The following is a 21750-nucleotide window of genomic DNA, read 5'->3' on the forward strand; positions in this document are numbered from 1 at the left end:
GTTTCAGGGGAATTGGAGAACAATTCGAGAGGGATTGTGAAGGCTCTCGGCCGCATCTGAAGACTGCGGGACAGCTTCAGGACGGTTTCAGGACAGCTGGAGCAGTCCACGGAGCAGATCGCGGCTCTCCTCCGGCGACGGACTGTCGTGCTGGAGCCGCCGCAGCGCCGTCTCGTACTGGGCGACGTCCTCGCCCTTGTCCAGGTACAGCGCGCTGGTGAGCTGCTCCAGGTAGACGACGTCGGAGAGGTCGGACTCGGGGAAACTGAGCACCGTGAAGGCGCCGCTCTCGCCGGAGTGCCCGCCGAAACTGAACGGCATGACCTGGAGCCGTACGTTCGGCCGCTCCGAGATGTCGATGAGGTGCTGGAGCTGACCGCGCATCACCTCGCGGTCGCCGTACGGCCGGCGCAGCGCGGCCTCGTCGAGGACGCAGTGGAACTCGGGGGCGTTCTCCGCGACCAGGTACTTCTGGCGCTCCATGCGCAGGGCCACACGCTTTTCGATCTCGGCGACGCTGCCGTCCTTCATGCCGCGGGCGACGACCGCGTACGCGTAGGCCTCGGTCTGCAACAGGCCGTGGACGAACTGGACTTCGTAGGACCGGATGAGGTGGGCCGCGCCCTCCAGGCCGACGTAGGTGGGGAACCAGCTGGGGAGGACGTCCGAGTAGCTGTGCCACCAGCCCGCGACGTTGGCTTCCTTGGCGAGGGAGAGGAGGGATTCGCGCTCCTGCTCGTCCGTGACGCCGTACAGCGTCAGCAGGTCCTCGACGTCACGCGCCTTGAAGCTCACTCGCCCCAGCTCCATACGGCTGATTTTCGACTCCGACGCCCTGATGGAGTACCCGGCCTTCTCGCGGGTGATCCCCTGCGCCTCGCGCAACCGCCTGAGATGCGAGCCCAGCAGCATGCGTCTCACCACCGACCCACTTGATTCACCGGCGCCCACGTTCGTCCAGCCTCCCCAAGGTGTCCAGGGGCCGAAGTCTGCCACTAAACCACTTCGATCCGCACTCGTGCGGTTACAGAAAGGGAAAGTCTCAGACCCCGGACCACGGAAAAGGATCGGCCAGAGCCCGCCGCGAGGGAAGAAGGCGACGGAAGAACGGCGGGAGAAACAAGCAGGAAGCGGTACTTCCAGGTCCATTTCCGGCGCGTGCACGTGCATCTGCCCTTGCATCTGCTGTGCGCATCAGAAACCATGGTGCCGCGCCACCGCTGCATCGCAACGACCGCGGACACCCGGGAGTGCCTCGCATGGGGATGAATGGATCAACCATGCTCGAACCCTTACGGCAGGGACTTCCTCCGCTCGACCCCTCGACCGTGTCCAACGCCGCGTCCTGCGCCCTGCCCGCCCGCTACGAAGCGGTGCGCGAGGCACGACAGTTCACCCGCGGCACACTGAACCAGTGGGATGTGGGCGACCGCTTCGACGATGTCTGCCTGGTGGTCTCCGAACTCGTCACCAACGCGCTGCGGCACGGACTTCCCGCGAACACCCCGCGCACCGTGGGCCAGGAAGCGCCCGTGCGGCTGCACTTGATGCGGTGGACCGAGCGGCTGGTGTGCGCGGTGCGGGACCCGAGCCACGAGACACCGGTCGCCCGGGAGACAGAGGACTTCGCCGCGGAGTCGGGGCGCGGCCTGTTCCTTGTCGACTCCTTCGCCGACAGCTGGGGCTGGCACCCTTCCCCGACCCCTCAACCGGGTGCGAGCAGGGCGGGCTCCAACGGAGCTTCCAACGGGGCTCCCCACGGGAGCGCCTTCGGCGGCAAGGTGGTCTGGGCGCTGTTCCGGCTGCGCATGGAGCCACGGGACCCACTGGCGGCCCTGGCCGACTGACGAACCGCGGCGTTCTTCTACGCCGCGGTTCTACGCGCGTCACGATGCGCGACCAGGCTGTAACCCCTGGTTACCTCTCAGCCGCCGACCAGATGGTCGAACTCGCCGTCCTTGACGCCGAGAAGCATCGCCTCGATCTCGGCGCGTGTGTAGACGAGCGCGGGCCCGTCGGGGAACCGCGAGTTCCGCACGGCCACGTCACCGCCGGGCAGGCGGGCGAACTCCACGCAGGAGCCCTGCGAGTTGCTGTGCCGGCTCTTTTGCCAGGCCACCCCGTGCAGCTCCTTCGCTGCCATGCCGTTGTACACGTCATCCACGCCGTACACGTCGCGGTCCACAGGTCGCTCCCCGGGTGGTGCATGGGCTGATGTGACCCCTGTTGCAGTGGTCAACTGCTCCGGATCATAGCTTCGTTCACATGCTGATGCATGAGCGAATGCACGGGCAGATGCACGTGCACGCGCGGTGGTCCTGCGGTTACAGCTTCAGCGATCTGAAAATGTTGTCGCCGCAGTAGGTGTGACGCACGGCAGGGCAATCGTGTTCCCTCCTCGGACAGGTTCACGGGCGGACGGTGTTCTGCCCCTGGGCGCCGGGGGAACGGACTGGAGGCGCCTGGTAGCTTGCGGCTGTCGTTGCGGCGACGCCTCAGGCCCACATCCGTTGGGAGACTCCAGTGACTACGGCGACTTCTGCGACCACGGTGGCCCTTCCGCGGCGACGGATGCGTATCGCCGCCGCGGCGGCCGGGCTGGCAGCCGCGCTCGTCCTGACCGCGTGCGGCGGCAACGGCTCCGACGGTGACAACGGCGGCGACGGCCGCGATGGCGGCGGCTCCGCGGACAAGGAGTCGTCGGCGGCGCCCAGCGCCACCGAGACGTCGGACACGGGTGGCGGCTCCGGGGCCTCCGGGGCGCAGCCCGAGCTGGCGGGCAGTTGGCTGGCGACGACGGAGGGCAAGGCCGTCGCGCTGATCGTGACGGGCGAGAAGGCCGCGGTCTTCGAGACCGGCGGGTCCGTCTGCAGCGGCTCGGCCAAGGAGGAGTCGGGCATGCGGATGATCCGCCTCACATGCAAGGGCGGCGACAGCGACCGCACCGTGGGCATGGTCGACTCCGTGAGCGCCGAGTCCGTCACCGTCACGTGGGAGAGCGGCGTCGGCAAGGAGACGTTCCAGAAGGCACCGGGTGGTCGGCTCCCGACGGAGCTGTCGACGGCCGGCCTGGACTCCTGAGCCGGGCCGGGCACCACTGCGCCCCTGCACTACTGCGCGACTGCACCACTGCACTACTGCTCCACTGCACCGCCACAACACCGCACTACGGCACTACCGCACCACCGTCACGAACCCCGGGGGAACCCCATGCGCACCACGCCCGTAGCCGTCACCGCCGCCCTCGTCGCGGCCCTCACGCTGGCCGCCTGCAGCAGCGGGAGCGGCGACGACACCGCGAAGAGCTCCACCGACTCCACGAGCTCCGCGGACTCCGCGAACGGCAAGTCCACCGCGTGCAAGGCCGACCAGTTCGGCATCGATTTCGGGCCCAGCAGTGCCGCCCCGGCCGCCGGTGACACGGGCACCATCCCGGTCACCCTGACCAACCGCGGCGCCTCCTGCACCCTGGAGGGCATGCCCGGCGCCGACGTGTACGCCGGCGACACCTCCTGGGCCGTCAGCCCGGACCAGGCCGCGACGGCGACGAAGCTGACCCTGGCCAAGGACCAAGCGGTGACCTTCACGATCACGTACGTGCGCGGGGTCGCCGGCGATACGAAGAAGGCCGCCGACGTGGACAAGGTGACGTTCACGCTGCCCGGCGACACCGCTCCGCAGAGCTACAAGTGGCCCGACGCGGAGGTGGCCGTGAAGTCCGGGGACGAGCTGGACATCACGGTGGGGCCGTTCCTGCCTGCGGGCGACTGAGGCAGGCGGCGGGGGCCGCGTTCAGGGGTTCACCGGGGGCCGTGCCCTGACCTGGGCGCGGTCCGCCGCCGCGGTTCCCTCCTGCCACCCCGCGGCGTCGCTCACCCCGCGCACGCGGGTGGTGACCGTCTCCGGGAACAGGCGTGTGACCTGCTCGCGGACGGCCACGTCACGGGCGGCGAGGACGGGCAGCAGATCCTGCCGCTCCCGCTCCCCCGCCCCGGCCGCCTGATCCCTTTGCTCCTCGGCGACCGCCGCCAGCCGGTCACCCGTCCGGTGGGCGTACGCGGCGAGGAACGACTGCCGGAACGTCTTCGTACGCTTGCGTCCGCCCGCGCGCTGCGCCGCCTCCGCCTTCGTCATCGCGGTCGTGGCCTGCACGAGGAGCGAGGTGTAGAGCAGTTCGACCGCGTCCAGGTCGGACTCGAAGCCGACGACCGTGGAGAAGCCCAGGGCCTCGTTCCACACGGCCTGGCAGCGGTTCGCCGCGGCGACCGCGTCGAGGAGTACCGCCTTGGCCGTCTCGTACGGCGGATCGACACCGATCCGGCAGGCGCCCGGGGTGTTCCGGTCGTGCTCCTTGGCCGCGAGCAGCGCCTCGTCGATGCTGTGCCGCGCCATCAGTTCCTGCGCCTTCGCGCTCAGCGCCTCCGCCTCCTCCGGGAATCCGGTGGCCTCGGCCTTGGCCAGGAGGCCACGGATACGGGACAGCATGCGGGCGTCTCCGCGCGGCCGGACCTGGGGCTTTCCCGGTGCGTCGAGCGGCTCCAGTGCGGGCAGGCGCAGGAGCAGGCGGTACAGCTCCAGTACGGCCGTCGCGTACGAGAACCGGTCGGTGCGCGGGGGCGGCCCGGGTTCTGCTGCCCCGGCCCCCAGCTCGTCGAGCTGGGCGGCCCAGCGGGGGTTCGGGGGCGGGTTCGGGGACTGCTGGTTCTCGTCGAGGATCAGGCGGGAGACGAGGCGTACGTGCGCGTCGTCCAGCTCGCGCCGAACGATCCGTACGACGTCGGCGGGCTGCCAGCCGCGCCGCCAGGCCATGGCGACGAACTCCCGGCCTCGGCGGGCGAGTTCGGCGTCCGCCGAGGGGTCGGTGGCGAGCAGCGAGGCGCCCGTGTCGAGGGCCGCGTCGCTGTCGGCGTAGAGGGCGGCCTCGAAGGCGCGGTCCACCGTGCTGCTGGTCGTACTCACCGGTCGATCGTGCCACGGGGGCGGTGCCGCCCGGCCAGGTAGGCCTGGCCCTGCCTTCGAGACGCCCTCCAGTGGTCGTGTGTGCGGGACGGGGGGCGTTCGCTGGGGGCATGACCACGGGCCGGCCGTCACGGCGGTGAACCTGGCCGAGGGCATCCGCCCGCCCACCACCTGCGCCGTCTCACACATCGAAACCCGGTCGACGCCCCGTTCTCGCGGCGCCAAGCATGGGCCGCATGGTCGACACATCTCTCTACTTGGCGTTCCTGGTCGCCGCCTTCGCGCTCTGCGTCACTCCCGGCCCCGACATGATGTTCATCGTGGCTGTGGGCGGGCGCGGCGGCCCGGCGGCTGGGGTGATGGCCGCGGCGGGCGTGGCGAGCGCGATGTTCGTGCACACGGTCGCCGCGGCGCTGGGCCTCTCCGCCCTGTTCACGGCGTTGCCCGTCCTCTACTACGTCCTGCGGTGGCTCGGTGCCGCGTATCTGCTCTACCTCGCGGTGAAGGCGTTCCGGGACCGCTCGGTGATCGGTGAGGAGGACGGGGACGCCCGCACCGGCTCGGGCATGCGGCGGGCGTTCTGGCAGGGCGCCGTCACCAACCTGCTGAACCCGAAAGTGATCCTCTTCAACGTGGCGTTCCTGCCGCAGTTCGTGGACCCGTCCCTCGGTCATGTGTCCGGCCAGTTCCTGCTGCTCGGGGCGACGCTGGTGGTGATGGGCTTCCTCTGGGACGGCGCGGTGGGTCTGCTCTCCGGGCGGCTCTCGCTGGTGCTGCGGCGGAGCCGGCGGGTGGCCCGCGCGCTGAACGTCTTCACCGGGACGGTGTTCGCCGGGCTCGCGGTGCGGTTGGCGGTGACATCACCGAAGTAGATGTCAACTCGCGGTTGACACCTTCGGGGTGTCAACCTAAGGTTGACACATGGCATCGAACTCTCCCACCAACGCATCCGTACGCCTCGACGACCTCATCGAGGCCATCAAGAAGGTCCACCCGGAGCCCCTCGACCAACTCCAGGACGCCGTGATCGCCGCGGACCACCTCGGGGACGTGGCGGACCACCTCATCGGTCACTTCGTGGACCAGGCCCGGCGTTCGGGCGCGTCCTGGACCGAGATCGGCAAGAGCATGGGGGTCACCCGGCAGGCGGCCCAGAAGCGCTTCGTACCGAAGGCCGAGGCGGACCTCGACCTCAGCCAGGGCTTCAGCCGCTACACGCCGCGCGCCCGCCACGTGGTCATGGCCGCGCACGAGGAAGCCAAGGCGGCGGGCAACGCGGAGGGGGTACCCGCGCACCTCGTCCTCGGCCTCCTCCGCGAGCCCGAGGGGCTCGGGGCGAAGGCGATCACGGCGCAGGGGGTCACCCTGGACGCCGTACGCTCCGCCGCGACCGCCGCGCTGCCGCCGGCCTCCGACACGGCCCCGGAACTCGTGCCCTACAACCCCGACGCCAAGAAGGTCCTCGAACTCACCTTCCGCGAGGCCCTGCGCCTCGGCCACAACTACATCGGCACCGAACACATCCTGCTCGCGCTCCTGGAGTTCGAGAACGGGGACGGGGTGCTGAGCGGGCTCGGCGTGCGGAAGGACGCGGTCGAGGAGAACGTGGCGGAGGCACTGCGGGCACTCACCGAGACCGAGGGCGCCTGAGCGGGGTTTCCTCGCCCCGCCGCCCCTACCCGTCCCATCCCTGGGGGCTGCACCGCCCCCAGGGACCCCGGCTCCCGTCGTGCTCAGCTCAGCTGCTTCAGCCGCCGCCCCCGGCTGTCCGCGACCCTGAGAGCGTCACGAAGCGCTCCCGTCAAACACTCCGCGAGGAACCGGAGTTCGCCACGCGGAGCGTCCGGCAGGATGTCGTCGGCGTGTGCGAGGAGCTCCCTTCCCATGCCGAGTTGGACGGACTCCGTGGTGTCGGCCAGACGGGACACGGGTCCGGCGTGCTCGTCGGTGATCAGGTAGCAGGGCTTTCCCTCGGCGCCGGTCCAGGGCAACAGGCGGACTTCGGGCGGCGAGTGAGGCGAGGACTTCGGCTCCTGCCCATCGGCTTCCGCCCCCATCAGGCGACCTCCAGCCCATGCATGTCCAGCGCGATGACGTACGGGCGTACGGCTCTGGTGGCGGCGCCGTCGAGCGGGTCGCTGTCGTCCAGGCCGTACGGGCTGCGGTGCGCGGGGAGAGGTGTTGCGCACGTGGAGGCAGGGGCGGTGCGTGTGGGGCGGCTCGGGGGTTTGGCGTGTGGATCGCGTCCGGTGAGCAGGATGCTCACCCAGGCGATGACGCGGCCGATAAAGTCGGTCACCGTCATCAGCTCCTCTCAGGTTCAGCTGGTGGCCGTGCCCCCGGACGGCTCCACCCGTCGCGGGGGTCTTCATGTTACCCGGCATTCGCGGTCTACCGCAGTCTAGTGCGGTCGCGCGGTCTACCGCAGAGTTTTAGCGTCAACCGCATGAGCTCAGAGCTTGACCGCACCCGACCCGTCTGGCGCCAGGTCGCCGCCGCCATCGCCACCCGCATTGCCGACGGCGAGTACCCGGTGGGTGCCCGTGTGCCTTCGGTTGTCGAACTGTCCAGCGAGTTCGACATCGCGACGTCGACTGCACAGAAGGCACTGGCTCACCTCAAGGCCGAGGGGCTCATCCGCGCCGAGGTCGGCCTCGGCTCCTTCGTCGCCGAACGCCCCGAGGAGCGCGCCGGCGACGTCGAGGCTCAGTAGCTGGTGCCATCGCACCGCCCCACTGTCAGACCCCCCTGTCACACTCGCACCCATGACCGACCGGTGGGCTCTCGGAGTCGCCGAGGACGGTGGCGTGGAGGTCGCCCCCCTCGGGGTGGACGGGCTGCCCGCGGGGCCCGTGCGGCGGGAGGCGGATCCGGTGGGCGCCGTGCGGAGCCGGCCGCAGGTCACGCGGTGGGTGTGGCGGGCGACCGCCGAGGTGTATCCGCAGTTGCTCGCCGCGGGGGTGCGGGTGGAGCGGTGTTACGACATCGAGGTCGCCGAGAACCTGCTGCTCGGTCACGAGGGACGGCACGGCGAACCCCGTTCGGCGGCCGCCGCGCTCGCTCGTCTGCGGGGCGCCCCGGTCCCGGCGGACCCGCCCCAGCGCGCCGCCGCACCCGGCTCGCAGACCCCGCTCTTCGAGCCCCGCCCCGTCCACGTGCCCCTGGCCGACCTCATCGAGGTGTACGCGGACCAGCGGCGCCGTCACGGCACCACCGCCCACCCCGAACGCATGCACCTGCTCACCGCCGCGGAGTCGGCGGGCACCCTCATCGCCGCCGAGATGAATCAGGCCGGCCTGCCCTGGAGCAGCGACGTGCACCGCGAGGTTCTGCACGAGCTGCTGGGTGAGCGGTACGCGGGCGGCGGTGAGCCGAGACGGCTGGCCGAGCTCGCCGACGAGGTGTCCGGGGCGTTCGGGTGGCGGGTGCGGCCCGATCTGCCCGCCGACGTCGTGAAGGCCTTCGCCCGGGCCGGGGTGAAGGTCAGGTCCACGCGACGGTGGGAGATCGAGACCGTCGACCACCCGGCCGTGAAGCCCCTGCTGGAGTACAAGCGGCTGTACCGCATCTGGGTCGCCCACGGCTGGTCCTGGCTCCAGGACTGGGTACGGGACGGCCGGTTCCGGCCCGAGTTCCTGGCGGGCGGGACCGTCACCGGGCGGTGGGTCACCAACGGCGGGGGCGCGCTCCAGATCCCCAAGGTCGTCCGGCGGGCCTGCGTCGCCGACCCCGGCTGGCGGCTCGTCGTCGCCGACGCCGACCAGATGGAGCCACGGGTGCTGGCCGCCATCTCGCGTGATCCTGGTCTGATGGAGGTCGCCGGAAGGGAAAGCGATCTGTATCAGGCCGTTTCCGATCGGGCGTTCTCCGGTGACCGCGCGCAGGCCAAGCTCGCCGTGCTCGGTGCCGTGTACGGGCAGACCTCCGGGGACGGGCTGAAGAACCTCGCCGCGCTCCGCCGCCGCTTCCCCAGGGCCGTCGCGTATGTCGACGACGCGGCCCGCGCCGGCGAGGAGGGCCGGCTCGTACGGACCTGGCTGGGGCGTACGTGTCCCCCGGCGGCCGGAGCCTCCGAGGCCGCGGAGGAGGCGGGCATCCCGCAGGACGAGCCGAACGAGGCCGCAGTCGGCGACCAGGGGTGGACTCCCGGCTACGCCTCCGCCAACTCCCGTGCCCGCGGCCGTTTCGCCCGCAACTTCGTCGTCCAGGGCAGCGCCGCCGACTGGGCGCTGCTCCTGCTCGCCGCGCTCCGCCGCACCCTCGCCGGGATGGCTGCCGAGCTCGTCTTCTTCCAGCACGACGAAGTGATCGTGCACTGCCCGGAGGGGGAGGCGGAGGCCGTGGTCGCGGCGATCCGGGAGGCGTCCGAGCTGGCTGGGCGGCTGACGTTCGGGCAGACGCCGGTGCGGTTCCCGTTCACGACGGCGGTGGTGGAGTGCTATGCGGATGCCAAGTGAACGCCGCACAAAGTGGACGGCCGGGACACCGCTCGGTTCATTCCTCCCCCGCCAGCAGCGTCCGCAGCTCCCCCACCACCGGCGAGTCCGTGCCGTCCAGTACCTCCAGCGCCGACTCCCACTCCCCGCGCGCCTCCTCGGTCCGGCCCTCCCGTGCCAGGAGCAGGCCCCGCTGGTGGCGGGCCAGGCCGGTCATGTACTGGTCCGCCCGCCGCTCCGCGAGCCCCAGCAGCCTGGCGCACTCCCGGGACGCGCGCTCGGTGTCGTCCAGCGCGTGCAGGGCGCGCACGAGGCCGAGCCGGGTCTGGGACTCGCCGCCCCAGTCCTCGTCGTCACCGAGGATCTCCAGGCTCTGCTCGAAGCTGCGCACGGCGTGGTCCGGTTCGCCGAGTCTGAGCCGGGCGTAGCCGATGTTGCAGTGCGCGGTGCTGCGCAGGAGGACGCTGTCGGCCACGTCGCCGAGGGCGAGGCTGCGCTGGTGGTGGACGATCGCGGCCCGTGCGTCGGTGTGCCAGTACAGGTTGCCGAGGTGACTGAAGGTCACGGCCTGGCCGTACGGATCGTCCAGCTGCCGCGACAGCTCCAGGCTCTGCCGCAGCGCCTCCTCGCTCTCCTCGTACCGGCCGAGGCTCTCCAGCAGCAGGCCGCGGTTGTTGAGGCAGCGCCGGATGCAGGACGTGGCGTCGAGCCCGCGCCAGAGCGTGAGTCCCCGGTCGTTGAGCGCGAGCGCCTCCGTGAGCCGGCCCGACAGGTAGTGCAGCCCGGCCCGGTCGGTGAGCGCGAACGCCTCCGCCGCGTCGTCCCCGACCGACCGCGCCACGTCCAGCGCGATCCGGCCCAGCGTGTCCAGTTCGGCGAGGTGGCCGCTGCGTTGCAGGTAGGGGAAGAGGTGGCGTACGAGGGCGGGGACGAGCGGCGAGGGTGTCGTGCGCGTCGCGTCCGGGCGGGCGCGGCGTTTCACGAGCGCGACGATGCCCGGCAGTTCGCTCTCGCCCCAGGCGAAGGCCGCTTCGGCGGAGGGGAAGGGGCGGGTGTCCACCGGGTCCGTCTCCCCGCCCGTCGGCCGCAGCCGCTCCTGACGTTCGTAGCCGGGCGGCAACAGTGCGACGAGACTCTGCCGGGCGCGGTCGGCGTACCAGCGGAGGGCGGCTTCGACGAGGCGTGCGGCCGCGGTCTCGCCGTCCGCGTGGGCCAGCTCGCGGGCGAAGTCCCGTACCAGGTCGTGCGGGACGTACCGGCCGTACGACGTCTCCTCCAGCAGGGCGACGTCCACGAGACGGTCGAGGGCGGCCTCGGCCCGGTATTCGTCGGTGTCCGTGAGGCGGGCGAGGAGGGGTGCGCCGTACGAGGGGAGGTCGAGCGCGCCGATGCGGTGCAGGGCGAGCGCGGCGTCGCGGTCGACCTCGCGGTGGGAGGCGCGCAGGGCGTCGTGGGCGACGGCGAGGGAACGGCGGACGCTGAGGTCGTCGTACTCCAGGTGGCGCAACCTCCCGGCCGTGGCGGTGAGTTGGCCGGCGAGCGCGTCCGGGGTGAGTGCGCGGCGCGCGGCGAGGCGGGCGGCGACGACGCGCAGGGCGAGCGGGAGGCGGCCGGTGAGTTCGACGAGCGGGTGGGTGCCGTCGAGGCCGTCCCGGCCGGAGACCACGCGCAGCAGTGCCGCGCTGTCCTCGCCCGACAGCGGCCCGAGCGGGAAGCGGTGGGCGCCGTCGAGGGCGGTGAGCGGCGAACGGCTCGTCACGATCACCGCGCAGCCGGGGCCCGCGGGCAGCAGCGGCCTTACCTGCGCGGCGTGCGCGGCGTCGTCGAGGACCATCAGGGTGCGGGTCGGTGCGAGGGTGGAGCGCAGGAGCGCGGCGGCCGCGTCGGGGTGGTCGGGGATACGGCGCGGCTCGGTGCCGAGGTCGCGCAGGAGTGAGGCGAGGGCCTGGCCGGGGGTGAGCGGGGTCATGCCGGGCGTGGCGCCGTGCAGGTGGACGTAGAGCTGGCCGTCGGGGAAGCGTTCCGCCAGTTCATGGGCCACGTGCAGGGCGACGGCGCTCTTGCCGACGCCCGCCATGCCGCTGATGACGGCGACCGTGGGCAGGTGTCCTTCGGGGGCCGTGCCCGGGTCCAGGAGGCGGCTCAGGGACGTGAGTGTCTCGGCGCGGCCGGTGAAGTGGGCCGGTGCGGGCGGGAGTTGGGCAGGGCGCGGTGGGCCGGCCGGGGCGGGACGGGGTGCGTCGGGGGCGTCGGGGGCACCCGATGTGCCCGATGTGCCCGATGTGCCGGCCAGTCCGGGGGTTCCGGCGGTGGTGCCGGGGCTTCCGGGGGTTCCGCGGGGCGGCGGTTCGGCTATCTCCTCCTGGAGGATCTCCAGGTGGGCGTCGCGCACCGCCGGGCCCGGTTCCACGCCGAGTTCCTCGATCAGGCGCAGGCGCAGATCGCGGTGGACGGCCAGGGCCTCGGCCTGGCGGCCGGTGCGGTGCAGGACGAGCATGAGCAGCCGGTGGAACGCCTCCCGCAGCGGATGTTCGGCGACGAGCGCGGCCAACTCGGGGGCGAGCGCGGCGAGCCGGGCGTGCCCCGGGCCCGCGCGGCCCAGCTCCGCCTCGTACCGCCACTGAAGGACCAGCAGCCGCGCCTCCTCCAGCCGCTGGACGAGGGCCTGTCCGCCGAAGTCCTCCGCCGGGCCGCCGAGCGGGGTACCCCGCCACAGGGCGAGCGCTGCCGTGGTCTCGCGCAGGGTCCGCTCCCAGTCCCGCTCGGCGTGCGCGGAGCGGGCGGCCGCCACGTGCCGCTCGAAGACTCGGACGTCCAGCTCGCCCTCGCCGACCCTCAGCAGATACCCCGGCGGAACGGCCCGCAGCCGGTCCGGGTCGTCCAGCAGCCGCCGCAGCCGGGTCACATGGTTCTGCAGGGATGCCTGCGCGGAGGGCGGCGGCGCCCCGCCCCACAGCGCGTCCTTGAGCGCCTCGACCGACACGACCCGGCCGGGTTCCAGCAGCAGGGCGACGAACAGGGCGCGCATCTTGCCGCTGCCGACGGGCCGTACGCCGCCGTCCGCGTCATACAGGACCGGCGGCCCCAGCAGCCCGAACCGTGGCCTCGCCTGCGGTCCGAACCGCAGCCCGTCCCGCATAGCACCGCCCGCTGCCTTCCCGCACGGTCTGGTCGCGCCGCGCCTCACGGCGGCTTCGCGCCGCCCGTTGGCCACATGTTAGCGATCCGTTGGCGCCGCCTGATGTGATCACTACATCGGTTCTGGCCCCGACGGTGCACGCGTACGACGCGTAACTCGGGGGAGTGTCGCCGCAGCGGCCGGAACCGGAATCACGCGGGGCCCGGTCGCCGAGGGGGAGCGACCGGGGCCTTCGTGCAGGTCCGTGGCCGAATAAGTCCAGATACCGGTGGCCGTCTAGATGACCGGTGGCCGTCCCAGCCGGGTGAGCCGCCACACCGTGCGCCACCGCATGGGCCGCCGTTCACCGCCGGACTCCCGCCAGCCCTCCGCGAAACCGCCGAACCACGCGCGCAGGGCGCCCCACGACCGGACGCGTACGAGTGTGAGCAGCACCCACACGCCGAGGTGGACGGGGATGAGGGGCAGCGGCAGTCTGCGGCGGGTGAGCCAGACGCGGTTGCGGGCGTTCACGCGGTAGTAGATGGCGTGCCGGGCGGGCGAGGTCCTGGGGTGCTGGAGCAGCAGTTCGGGTGCGTACAGCACGGTCCATCCGGCGTCGACGGCCCGCCAGGCCAAGTCGGTCTCCTCGTGCGCGAAGAAGAACTCGGCGGGCCAGTCCCCGACTTCGGCGAGCATGGCCAGGGAGAGGGCGTGCCCGCCGCCGAGGAACCCGGTGACGGGGCCGCCCCGCAGCGGGTCCTTCGCCCCGACCCTCGGGACGTGGCGGCGCTGAGTCTTGCCGGTCTCGTCGGCGATCCGGAACCCGACGATGCCGAGCCGCGGATCACGGGCGTACAGGGTCCGTACGCCGCGCAGCACGTCCGCGTCGACGAGCAGGCCGTCGTCGTCCAGTTCGACGACGACGTCGACATCCCCGAACTCGGCGAGCCGCCTCAGGGCGACGTTGCGGCCGCCCGGACAGCCGAGGTTCTCCTCCGTCTCGATGAGGGTGACCTCACCCGGCAGGCCGAGGCGCTCGGCGAAGTCGGGCAGCGGGCAGCCGTTGCCGACGATGACGATCCGCTCGGGCGCGAGGTCCTGTTTGGCCACGGACATGAGCAGGGCGTCGACCTCGGCGGGCCGGTTCCCCATGGTCACGACGGCGACGGCAATCCGGGGCTCCACCAACTCCACCAGTCCCACCTCGTCTCGTTCGGCTCCCCCCACGTATCACTACGCATCACTCACGACGCAGCACTCACCACGCATCGCTCAGCACTCAGCACGCACCACGATGCCAGCCCGTGCCGTCAACGCGTGGCAGGCTCACCCCAGGCGGGCGGCGGCGTACCGGGCGCCGACCGCCAGCCACGCCACCGCGGCGGCGCCCACGAGCGGGCGCTCCGTGACCGTCAGGGCGCTGATGCTCCCGGCGGTGGCGAGCTGGGCGGTGGCGGTGGCGTACATGCCCACGGGGAAGACGATGCACCACAGGGCGAGCTCGTAGCTGAGGGGCACGCGGTGGTGCAGATGGCGCCAGACGCCCGCGGCCAGCAGCGGGGGGATCAGGACGGTGGCCCAGGCCCACAGGACGAGGACCGTGCCGTCGAGGGGGCCCTGGCTGGGGCGCGGCAGCGACCGTTCGTGGGCGACGAGCTGGGCGCCGGCGAGGGTGCTGATGGCGGCGGCGCCCATGGTGACCCAGTAGGTGGGGGCCAGTTGCGCGGCCCGGGGCGGGTCGCGCAGCAGCCGCAGGACAACCGAGGTGAGGGTGGCGGTGTACATGAGGACGCCGGTGGCCCAGAGCACCAGGGCGACGGTGAGGACGGTGCGACCGGTGTGCAGGCTGGTGAGGGTGAGGGCGAGTGCTTGCAGGCCGACGGTGGCCAGGAACCAGGTGCCGTCGGCCTGCCGCAGCAGGGTGCGTCCCCCCGACCGCCCGAGTCCGACGGCCGCGACGGCCAGTACCGCCCACACGGCCGCCGCGACGACGAGCAGGGCGTAGGCCGCGACCCGCCCGAGGCCGTGGGCGAGGCGGGTGGCGAGGACACCGCTGGCGGCGACGAGCGTGAAGTGGCCGAACAGGCGGGCAGGGTCGCGGAGTTCCGCCCTGAGGACGCCCGGGTGGTGGACGGCCTTGAGCACGGTGGCGGTCAGAAGCGTGAGGTAGGCGGCCACCGCGATGCCGAACAGCAGGGCGGAGGCGGCCCGGGCCCCGGTCTGCGCCAGGGCGCGGGAGACGATGCCGGTGGCCATCACGGGCGCGAAGCACGCCGGTGGCAGCCGCCGGCACCGGTCCAGGAGCGTGGGCCAGGTCACCGGCGTACGGCGGGGTGCGGCGCCGGCCGCCGGTCCGGCCCGTGCGCGGCGGTGTGCGCCCGCGCGGGGTTGTGTCGCGCGCCGCGGGAGCGGTAGACGACATAGGGGCGGACGAGGTAGCCGAGCGGTGCGGTGAAGGCGTGGACGAGGCGGCTGAAGGGCCACAGCGCGAACAGGGCCATGCCGAGCAGGGCGTGGACCTGGTAGACGAGGGGCGCGTGGGCCATGGCGGGTACGTTCGGGTCCAGGGTGAACAGGGAGCGGAACCACACCGAGACACCGAGGCGGTAGTCGTAGGGGTCCGATTGCAGGGTGGTGGCGGTGGCGGTGAGTCCCGCCAGGAGGACGCAGACGAGAACCGGGTAGACGGCGCGGTCGCTGCGGCTGGTCGCGGCCCGGACGGCGGGCACGCGCAGCCGCCGGTAGAGCAGGATCGCCAGGCCGGTGAGGGTGGCGAGGCCCGCGGTGCCGCCGACGAGCAGCGCGTTGGCGCGGTACAGCCACTCCTGCACGTGGAGGCGTTCGGTGAACGACTCCGGGACGAGCAGGCCGACGGCGTGCCCGGCCACCACGAAGAGGAGCCCGTAGTGGAACAGCGGGCCGCCGACGCTCAGCAGGCGGTGTTCGTGCAGTTGGCTGGAGCGAGTGGTGAAGCCGAACCGGTCGTAGCGGTAGCGCCAGGCGGTGCCCGCGACCAGGACGGTGAGGACGAGGTAGGGCAGTACGCCCCACAGGGCGATGTGCAGATGGTTCACCGGGAGGCCTCCTCGACGTACGGGCTGGTCGGACGCGCGGGGAAGGGCAGCAGGCCGACGGTCTCGGTGGGCGGGCCGGAGCGGGCCAGGCGCAGGGCGGCGGCGCGGTCGGCGGGTGAGGCACCGGGCAGGGTGCGGCAGACCGCTTCCAGGACGTCGGCGTAGGGGCTGCGGTGCTCGCGCAGCGCGAGGCGGAGGAGTTCCAGTGCCGCGCGGTGGTCCTGGAGGGCCCTGCGGCCGGGTTCGGGGCAGCGGGCGGCGAACTCCAGGGCCAGCGGCAGGAAGTCGGGCAGCTCGTCGGAGGGTGGCTGCCAGCCGTGTGTGCGGTACAGCTCCCGCCAGTTCAGCAGGGACTGGCCGCGGCGGCGGGTGTCCCCGTCCGTGTAGTAGGTCAGGTGGAGGGTGCGGCGCCGGCTGCGGTCGAAGGTGGTGATGTAGCGGGCCGACAGTTCCAGGGCGGGGACACCGGCGACGGCGGCGCAGAACCGGGACAGCGGCTCGGTTTCCGCTCCCGCCCCGCTCACGCCGTCCAGGGTGTCGGTGACCAGGTGCAGGCGCTGCGGCCAGTCCCGGCCGGGGTGGAGCAGGAGCAGCGACGCCGCCTGGTGGATCAGTGCGGTGGTCATGCCTGGTTCCCCTCACCGCGCGGGAAGAGGCCGTCGGGGCGTCCGCGCCCGTCCCAGTTCAGGAGGTTGACGCGGCCGCGCAGCGACACCCCGGCGTGCTCCGGCTCGGGGCCGGGAGCGGGCGGGGCGTGGAAGGTGTCCGCCGCGTACATGCCCGGTCCACCGTGGCCGTCGAGACTGCATCCGGAGTCGGGGAGGTCCTCGGGGACGGTGCCGGTGTAGCTGGTGGGGATGACATAGCGCTCGTCGTACTTGGCGAGGGCGAGCAGCCGGTACATGGCCTCGATGCCGTCCGCGTCCATGCCGACCGCGTCGGCGATGGCCGGGTCCTGCTCCTCGCCGAGGTTGACGCGCCGCATGTGGGAGCGCATCGCCGCCAGACGGCACAGCGCCGCCTCCACGGGGGCCACGTCGCCCGCGGTGAACAGCCCGGCGAGGTACTCCAGCGGGATGCGCAGGGAGTCGATCGCCGCGAACAGTTTCGCGGGGTCCTCCCCGTCGTGGCCGGTGGCGGTCAGGGACTCCACGACCGGCGACAGGGGCGGCACGTACCAGACCATCGGCATCGTGCGGTACTCGGGATGCAGGGGCAGCGCCACCTTGTAGCGGCTGATGAGCGCGTGCACGGGTGAGCGCCGGGCGGCGGTGATCCAGTCGTGCGGGATGCCGGAGGCCTCGGCGGCGCGCCGCACCTCGGGGTCGTCGGGATCGAGGAAGCAGCCCAACTGCGCCTCGTACAGGTCCTTTTCGTCGGTGGTCGCGGCGGCCTCCCCCACCTTGTCGGCGTCGTAGAGGATGACGCCGAGATAGCGCAGGCGCCCCACGCAGGTCTCGGAACACACGGTGGGCTGACCGGCCTCGATGCGCGGGTAGCAGAGCGTGCACTTCTCCGCCTTGCCGGTGGCGTGGTTGAAGTACACCTTCTTGTACGGGCATCCGGTCACGCACATGCGCCAGCCGCGGCAGCGGTCCTGGTCGACGAGGACGATGCCGTCCTCGATCCGCTTGTAGAGCGCGCCGGAGGGGCACACCGCGACGCACGACGGGTTGAGGCAGTGCTCGCAGATGCGCGGCAGGTAGAACATGAACGCCTGCTCGTACTCCAGCCGCACCTGCTCGTTCATCTTCTTCAGCACCGGGTCGCCCGCGAGGTGTTCGGGCCCGCCGCCCAGGTCGTCGTCCCAGTTGGGGCCCCAGGTCACCTGCGTGGGCCGGCCGTCGATCAGGGAGCGGGGCGGGGCCGTGGGGACGTCGTCACCGAGAGGAGCGCTGATCAGGTTCTCGTAGTCGTACGTCCACGGCTCGTAGTAGTCGTCGAGCGAGGGCAGCTCGGGGTTGGCGAACAGGCGGGCCAGGCGGCGGGCCCGGCCGCCGCTGCGCGGCACCAGGCGGCCGTGCTTCAGCTTCCAGCCGCCCTGCCACCTGTCCTGGTCCTCGTAGGTGCGGGGGTAGCCCTGGCCGGGGCGGGTCTCGACGTTGTTGAACCACACGTACTCGGTGCCGGACCGGTTGGTCCAGGTCTGTTTGCAGGTGACCGAACAGGTGTGGCAGCCGATGCACTTGTCGAGATTCATCACCATCGCCACTTGGGCCATGACCCTCATCAGTACTCAACCTCCTGGGAGCGGCGGCGGATGACGGTGACCGCGTCGCGCTGGTTGCCGGTGGGGCCGTAGTAGTTGGGGGCGAAGGACAGCTGGGCGTGGCCGCCGATCAGGTGGGTCGGCTTGATCAGGAGCCGGGTGAGGGCGTTGTGGACGCCGCCGCGCCGCCCGGTGGTCTCGGACTTGGGGACGTTCACCAGGCGTTCCTGGACGTGGTACATGAACACGGTGCCGGGCGGCATGCGGTGGGAGACGATCGCGCGGGCGACGACCACGCCGTTGCGGTTGACCGCCTCGATCCAGTCGTTGTCCGCGACGCCGATCGCGGCGGCGTCGTCCACGCTGATCCAGATGACGGGGCCGCCCCGGGCCAGGGTCTGCATCAGCAGGTTCTCCTGGTACTCGGAGTGGATCGACCATTTGGAGTGCGGGGTCAGATACCGCACGGTCACCGAACGCCCGTCCTTGTCGGCGGTGGGCTGGGGCTGCTCGCCGAGGACGTCCAGGTCCAGTGGAGGCCGGTAGACGGGGAGTTGTTCGCCGAACTCGGCGATCCAGGGATGGTCGAGGTAGAAGTGCTGCCGTCCGGTGAGGGTGTGCCAGGGCTTGAAGTGCTCGGTGTTGATCGTGAACGGGGCGTAGCGGCGGTCCGGGGCCTCCTTGCCCGACCACTCGAAGCTCGCCGAGACCTGCACCGGACGGGCCTGGGTGTCGGAGAACTCCACGCGCCGCTCGGCCACCGACGCCGCCAGTTCCGCGAGGCCGGTGTCGGTGCCGCAGCGCTCGGCGAGCCGCTCGAAGCCCTCGGCGGCGAGACGTCCGTTGGTCGTGCCCGACAGGGCCAGGATCGCCTCGCACAGCTTGACGTCCGTGTCGAGCAGGGGCCGTCCCCGCGCCGGTCCGCGGGCCGCCGTGCCGCACCGTGCGGCGAGCCAGCCGGCCTCCGGTCCGGGCCGGACGGTCACGCCCTTCACGGTCATCCCCTGCTCCTCGGCCAGCGGGCCCAGGGCGGCGATCTGAGCGCCGATCGCGGTGTAGTCCCGTTCGACGAGGGTGAACTGCGGGCCGGTGGGCCCGTCGGGCGGCGCCTCGCCGGGGGTGTCGTGCTGGAGCGCGGTGGCCACCAGGTCGTGGGCGACGTCCAGGCGCCCCTCGGCCAGCCTGGCGACCTCGGCGGCGAGTCCGTGGAAGATCTCGAAGTCCGTGCGCGCCTGCCAGGGAGGGCTGATCGCCGGGGAGAAGGCGTGCACGTAGGGGTGCATGTCCGTGCTGGACAGGTCGTGCTTCTCGTACCAGGTGGCCGCGGGCAGCACCAGATCGGCGAACAGGGTCGTGGACGTCATCCGGAAGTCCAGGGCGAGCAGCAGGTCGAGCTTGCCGCGCGGCGCCTGGTCCCGCCAGGCCACGTCCTTCGGCCGGGCCTCGGGCGGGGCCTGCTCGGCGCTCGCGTTGTCGGACGCTCCCAGCAGGTGCCGCAGGAAGAACTCGTTGCCCTTGGCCGAGGAGCCGATCAGGTTGGCCCGCCACACGGTGAGCACGCGCGGCCAGTTGGCCGGGTCGTCGGGGTCCTCGCAGGCGTAGGGGAGACGGCCCGCGTCCCGCTCGCGGGCCACCCACCGCGCCGGGTCGGCGCCTTCCTCGCGTACGCGCCGCCCGAGTTCCAGGGGGTTGGCGCCGAAGGTGGGATACGACGGCATCCATCCCTGCCGGGCGGAGCGGGCCACGAGGTCGGCCGTGTGCAGGCCGGTGAGCGCACCGGGCGCGGTCGGCGCGGTCAGGGCGTCCGCGGTGAACTTCTCGTAGCGCCACTGGTCCGTGTGCAGATACCAGTACGGTGTGCCCGCCATCTGCCGTGACGGGCGGGCCCAGTCGGAGGCCGTGGCCAGCTGCTGCCAGCCGGTGTACGGGCGCACCTTCTCCTGCCCCACGTAGTGCGCCCAGCCTCCGCCGTTGACGCCCTGACAGCCCGTGAGCAGCAGCAGCGACAGGAACGAGCGGTAGATGGTGTCGGAGTGGAACCAGTGGTTGGTGCCCGCGCCCATCACGATCATGCAGCGGCCGCGGGTCTGTTCCGCGGTCCGCGCGAACTCCCGTGCCGCACGCACCACCGCCTGCGCGGGCACCGACGTGATCGCCTCCTGCCAAGCGGGGGTGCAGGGCGTGGACGCGTCCTCGTACGACACCGGCAGCGAGCCGTCGAGCCCCTCGCGGCCCACGCCGTACTGGGCCAGCATCAGGTCGAAGACGGTCGTCACCAGGCGCCCGCCGATCCGCAGCGCGGGCACCGTGCGCCGCACCGAGGCTCCCTGCTCGTCGAAGCGGGGCAGCGACACCTCCGCCCGCGTCGCGCCGGGGCGGCCGTGGAAGCTGAGCAGCGGTTCGGCATCGCCGAGGTCCAGGTTCCAGCGGCCCTCGCTGGCCTTGCCCCAGCGGTCGCCCAGGGTGCCGCTCGGCACCATCGGCCCGCCGGACACCGTGTCGTAGAGCACCGGCATCCAGCGTCGCGCCGCCGCCTCGGCGTCCCTGGCCAGATCCAGGTCACGGGCCGTCACGAACGCCCCGGGCGTGTACGTGACCGTGTTCGTGCCGGTGCCTGCGCCGGTATCCGTGCCCGTGTCCGTGTCCCGCTCGTCCAGGCCGACGAGGAACGGCAGATCGGTGAACCGCCTGACGTAGTCGGTGAAGTACGGCACCTGCCGCTCGACGAAGCACTCGCGCAGGATCACGTGCCCCATCGCCATGGCGAGCGCCCCGTCGGTGCCCGGATGGGGGTGCAGCCACTCGTCGGCGAACTTCGTCGCGTCCGCGTAGTCCGGTGAGACCACCACCACCTTCTGGCCGCGGTAGCGGGCCTCGGCCATCCAGTGCGCGTCCGGGGTCCGGGTGACCGGGACGTTGGAGCCCCACAGCATCAGATACGCCGCGTCCCACCAGTCGCCCGACTCGGGAACGTCGGTCTGGTCGCCGAACACCTGCGGCGAGGCGACCGGCAGGTCCGCGTACCAGTCGTAGAACGACAGCATCGGCGCACCGATCAGAGCGTGGAAGCGGGCGCCGACCGCGTGCGAGGCCATCGACATCGCCGGGATCGGCGAGAATCCGGCGATCCGGTCGGGCCCGTACTCCCGCAGCGTGTGTACGTGCGCGGCGGCCGCGATCTCCAGCGCCTCGTCCCAGTCGATCCGCACCAGGCCGCCCTTGCCGCGGGCCGACTGGTAGCGGCGCCGCTGGTCCGGATCTCCGGTGATCTCGGCCCACGCGGCGACGGGATCACCGCCCGCACGCCGCTTCGCGTCGCGGAACATCTCCACCAGCACGCCCCGCGCATGGGGATAGCGCACCCGCGTCGGCGAGTACGTGTACCAGGAGAACGACGCACCGCGCGGGCAGCCCCGCGGTTCGTAGTCGGGGCGGTCAGGGCCGGTCGACGGGTAGTCCGTCGCCTGCGTCTCCCAGGTGATCAGCCCGTCCTTGACGTACACCTGCCACGAACACGACCCCGTGCAGTTCACCCCGTGGGTGGAGCGCACCACCTTGTCGTGCGCCCAACGCTCCCGGTACGGCTGGTCGTTGACCTGCTGGTCGGACCGGAAGACGGCCCGCCCCTCCGGTGTGGTCGGCGCCCGCTGGAGTAACTGTCCGGCCGCGAGCAGCCGTTCGGCCGCGTCCGAAGCGACCCGTTCCATCCTTGCCCTGCCACGTCCCACGCCCTCGGACTCCCCTCGCGGGTCGGCGCGCCCGAGCGGTCACCTCGGGCACGCACCTGTCGACGAACGAGGGCCAGAATGCTCCTGCCGGGCCCGCCGGGTGGATCTCATTCCCGCCAGTTGGATGTATCTAGAATTTATTTTCCCTGCCCTTTGCACTGGCTACTGAACGGATTCGGCCACAGGAATGGGAAATGCCTGTTCGGAGGACGGAAAGGGCCGA

19 protein-coding genes are annotated in these 21750 nt (G+C 72.0%); 7 read left to right on the plus strand and 12 right to left on the minus strand.

Features of this window, described 5'->3' with window-relative positions:
* Nucleotides 1-87: 87 nt before the first annotated feature.
* Nucleotides 88-924, minus strand: coding sequence for a Sco1979 family transcriptional regulator (locus IE262_RS26530; protein ID WP_491590990.1), 837 nt, complete (start codon nt 922-924; stop codon nt 88-90).
* A gap of 335 nt (nt 925-1259) precedes the next feature.
* Between IE262_RS26530 and IE262_RS26535 the strand changes: the two genes are divergently transcribed.
* On the plus strand, nt 1260-1847 hold the full coding sequence (locus IE262_RS26535; protein ID WP_189877207.1) for an ATP-binding protein: 588 nt from the start codon (nt 1260-1262) through the stop codon (nt 1845-1847).
* A gap of 77 nt (nt 1848-1924) precedes the next feature.
* Here IE262_RS26535 and IE262_RS26540 read toward each other — a convergent pair whose 3' ends face one another.
* Entirely contained in the window at nt 1925-2185 is a 261-nt protein-coding gene (locus IE262_RS26540; protein WP_131565054.1) for a DUF397 domain-containing protein, read from the minus strand.
* A gap of 338 nt (nt 2186-2523) precedes the next feature.
* On the opposite strand from IE262_RS26540, the gene IE262_RS26545 reads away from it, so the two are divergent.
* On the plus strand, nt 2524-3081 hold the full coding sequence (locus tag IE262_RS26545; protein ID WP_229877500.1) for a hypothetical protein: 558 nt from the start codon (nt 2524-2526) through the stop codon (nt 3079-3081).
* Between the two features lie 129 nt (nt 3082-3210).
* Complete coding sequence (locus IE262_RS26550; protein ID WP_189877209.1) at nt 3211-3771, plus strand: DUF4232 domain-containing protein; 561 nt, start codon at nt 3211-3213, stop codon at nt 3769-3771.
* A 21-nt stretch (nt 3772-3792) separates the two neighbouring features.
* On the opposite strand, the gene IE262_RS26555 is transcribed toward IE262_RS26550, so the two are convergent.
* Complete coding sequence (locus IE262_RS26555; RefSeq protein WP_229877501.1) at nt 3793-4959, minus strand: DUF2786 domain-containing protein; 1167 nt, start codon at nt 4957-4959, stop codon at nt 3793-3795.
* Between the two features lie 236 nt (nt 4960-5195).
* Here IE262_RS26555 and IE262_RS26560 point away from each other — a divergent pair, with 236 nt between their 5' ends.
* Nucleotides 5196-5831 (plus strand): LysE family translocator, encoded by a 636-nt coding sequence (locus IE262_RS26560; RefSeq protein ID WP_134034952.1) that lies wholly within the window; start codon nt 5196-5198, stop codon nt 5829-5831.
* A gap of 49 nt (nt 5832-5880) precedes the next feature.
* Nucleotides 5881-6609, plus strand: coding sequence for a Clp protease N-terminal domain-containing protein (locus IE262_RS26565; protein WP_189877213.1), 729 nt, complete (start codon nt 5881-5883; stop codon nt 6607-6609).
* 83 nt (nt 6610-6692) lie between these two features.
* On the opposite strand, the gene IE262_RS26570 is transcribed toward IE262_RS26565, so the two are convergent.
* Nucleotides 6693-7016: a hypothetical protein gene (locus tag IE262_RS26570; protein WP_134034948.1), complete on the minus strand. Its 324-nt coding sequence runs from the start codon at nt 7014-7016 to the stop codon at nt 6693-6695.
* Nucleotides 7016-7258 (minus strand): hypothetical protein, encoded by a 243-nt coding sequence (locus IE262_RS26575; RefSeq protein WP_134034945.1) that lies wholly within the window; start codon nt 7256-7258, stop codon nt 7016-7018. Before IE262_RS26575 ends, IE262_RS26570 begins: the two co-directional genes overlap by 1 nt.
* 147 nt (nt 7259-7405) lie before the next feature.
* On the opposite strand from IE262_RS26575, the gene IE262_RS26580 reads away from it, so the two are divergent.
* Together IE262_RS26580 and IE262_RS26585 are read left to right on the plus strand one after the other, a co-directional pair.
* Nucleotides 7406-7672 carry a GntR family transcriptional regulator gene (locus tag IE262_RS26580; RefSeq protein WP_189877214.1) on the plus strand — a complete coding sequence of 89 codons (267 nt, stop codon included), beginning with the start codon at nt 7406-7408 and terminating at the stop codon, nt 7670-7672.
* A 52-nt stretch (nt 7673-7724) separates the two neighbouring features.
* A complete protein-coding gene (locus IE262_RS26585) occupies nt 7725-9416 on the plus strand; it encodes a bifunctional 3'-5' exonuclease/DNA polymerase (RefSeq protein ID WP_189877216.1) in 1692 nt (563 codons plus the stop codon).
* Between the two features lie 37 nt (nt 9417-9453).
* Here the strand turns inward: IE262_RS26585 and IE262_RS26590 are convergent, their stop codons facing one another.
* From IE262_RS26590 to IE262_RS26620, 7 genes are all read right to left on the minus strand, one after another.
* Complete coding sequence (locus IE262_RS26590) at nt 9454-12534, minus strand: AfsR/SARP family transcriptional regulator (protein WP_189877219.1); 3081 nt, start codon at nt 12532-12534, stop codon at nt 9454-9456.
* A 276-nt stretch (nt 12535-12810) separates the two neighbouring features.
* The gene (locus IE262_RS26595) at nt 12811-13704 is read right to left on the minus strand and encodes a glycosyltransferase family 2 protein (protein ID WP_189877442.1); all 894 of its coding nucleotides are present in this window, start codon (nt 13702-13704) and stop codon (nt 12811-12813) included.
* A gap of 138 nt (nt 13705-13842) precedes the next feature.
* Nucleotides 13843-14835, minus strand: a complete 993-nt coding sequence (locus tag IE262_RS26600; RefSeq protein WP_134034936.1) for a tellurite resistance/C4-dicarboxylate transporter family protein — start codon at nt 14833-14835, stop codon at nt 13843-13845.
* Nucleotides 14832-15590 (minus strand): respiratory nitrate reductase subunit gamma, encoded by a 759-nt coding sequence (narI, locus tag IE262_RS26605; protein WP_134034933.1) that lies wholly within the window; start codon nt 15588-15590, stop codon nt 14832-14834. The genes IE262_RS26600 and narI overlap by 4 nt, the downstream gene beginning before the upstream one ends.
* Nucleotides 15587-16216 carry a nitrate reductase molybdenum cofactor assembly chaperone gene (gene narJ, locus IE262_RS26610; RefSeq protein WP_134034930.1) on the minus strand — a complete coding sequence of 210 codons (630 nt, stop codon included), beginning with the start codon at nt 16214-16216 and terminating at the stop codon, nt 15587-15589. Before narJ ends, narI begins: the two co-directional genes overlap by 4 nt.
* Nucleotides 16213-17820, minus strand: coding sequence for a nitrate reductase subunit beta (narH, locus tag IE262_RS26615; RefSeq protein WP_189877221.1), 1608 nt, complete (start codon nt 17818-17820; stop codon nt 16213-16215). Before narH ends, narJ begins: the two co-directional genes overlap by 4 nt.
* Nucleotides 17820-21506 carry a nitrate reductase subunit alpha gene (locus tag IE262_RS26620; protein ID WP_189877223.1) on the minus strand — a complete coding sequence of 1229 codons (3687 nt, stop codon included), beginning with the start codon at nt 21504-21506 and terminating at the stop codon, nt 17820-17822. The genes narH and IE262_RS26620 overlap by 1 nt, the downstream gene beginning before the upstream one ends.
* Nucleotides 21507-21750: the final 244 nt, after the last annotated feature.

The organism is Streptomyces bluensis, assembly GCF_014650715.1.
Classification (GTDB): Bacteria; Actinomycetota; Actinomycetes; order Streptomycetales; family Streptomycetaceae; genus Streptomyces; species Streptomyces bluensis.

What these genes read in the sequence shown, in the direction of transcription:
- IE262_RS26535 (WP_189877207.1), top strand. Translation starts at nt 1,260, where the DNA reads ATGGGGATGAATGGATCAACCATGCTCGAACCCTTACGGCAGGGACTT.
- IE262_RS26550 (WP_189877209.1), top strand. Translation starts at nt 3,211, where the DNA reads ATGCGCACCACGCCCGTAGCCGTCACCGCCGCCCTCGTCGCGGCCCTC.
- IE262_RS26560 (WP_134034952.1), top strand. Translation starts at nt 5,196, where the DNA reads ATGGTCGACACATCTCTCTACTTGGCGTTCCTGGTCGCCGCCTTCGCG.
- IE262_RS26565 (WP_189877213.1), top strand. Translation starts at nt 5,881, where the DNA reads ATGGCATCGAACTCTCCCACCAACGCATCCGTACGCCTCGACGACCTC.
- IE262_RS26570 (WP_134034948.1), bottom strand. Translation starts at nt 7,016, where the DNA reads ATGGGGGCGGAAGCCGATGGGCAGGAGCCGAAGTCCTCGCCTCACTCG.
- IE262_RS26580 (WP_189877214.1), top strand. Translation starts at nt 7,406, where the DNA reads ATGAGCTCAGAGCTTGACCGCACCCGACCCGTCTGGCGCCAGGTCGCC.
- IE262_RS26585 (WP_189877216.1), top strand. Translation starts at nt 7,725, where the DNA reads ATGACCGACCGGTGGGCTCTCGGAGTCGCCGAGGACGGTGGCGTGGAG.
- IE262_RS26590 (WP_189877219.1), bottom strand. Translation starts at nt 12,534, where the DNA reads ATGCGGGACGGGCTGCGGTTCGGACCGCAGGCGAGGCCACGGTTCGGG.
- narJ (WP_134034930.1), bottom strand. Translation starts at nt 16,216, where the DNA reads ATGACCACCGCACTGATCCACCAGGCGGCGTCGCTGCTCCTGCTCCAC.
- narH (WP_189877221.1), bottom strand. Translation starts at nt 17,820, where the DNA reads ATGAGGGTCATGGCCCAAGTGGCGATGGTGATGAATCTCGACAAGTGC.
- IE262_RS26620 (WP_189877223.1), bottom strand. Translation starts at nt 21,506, where the DNA reads ATGGAACGGGTCGCTTCGGACGCGGCCGAACGGCTGCTCGCGGCCGGA.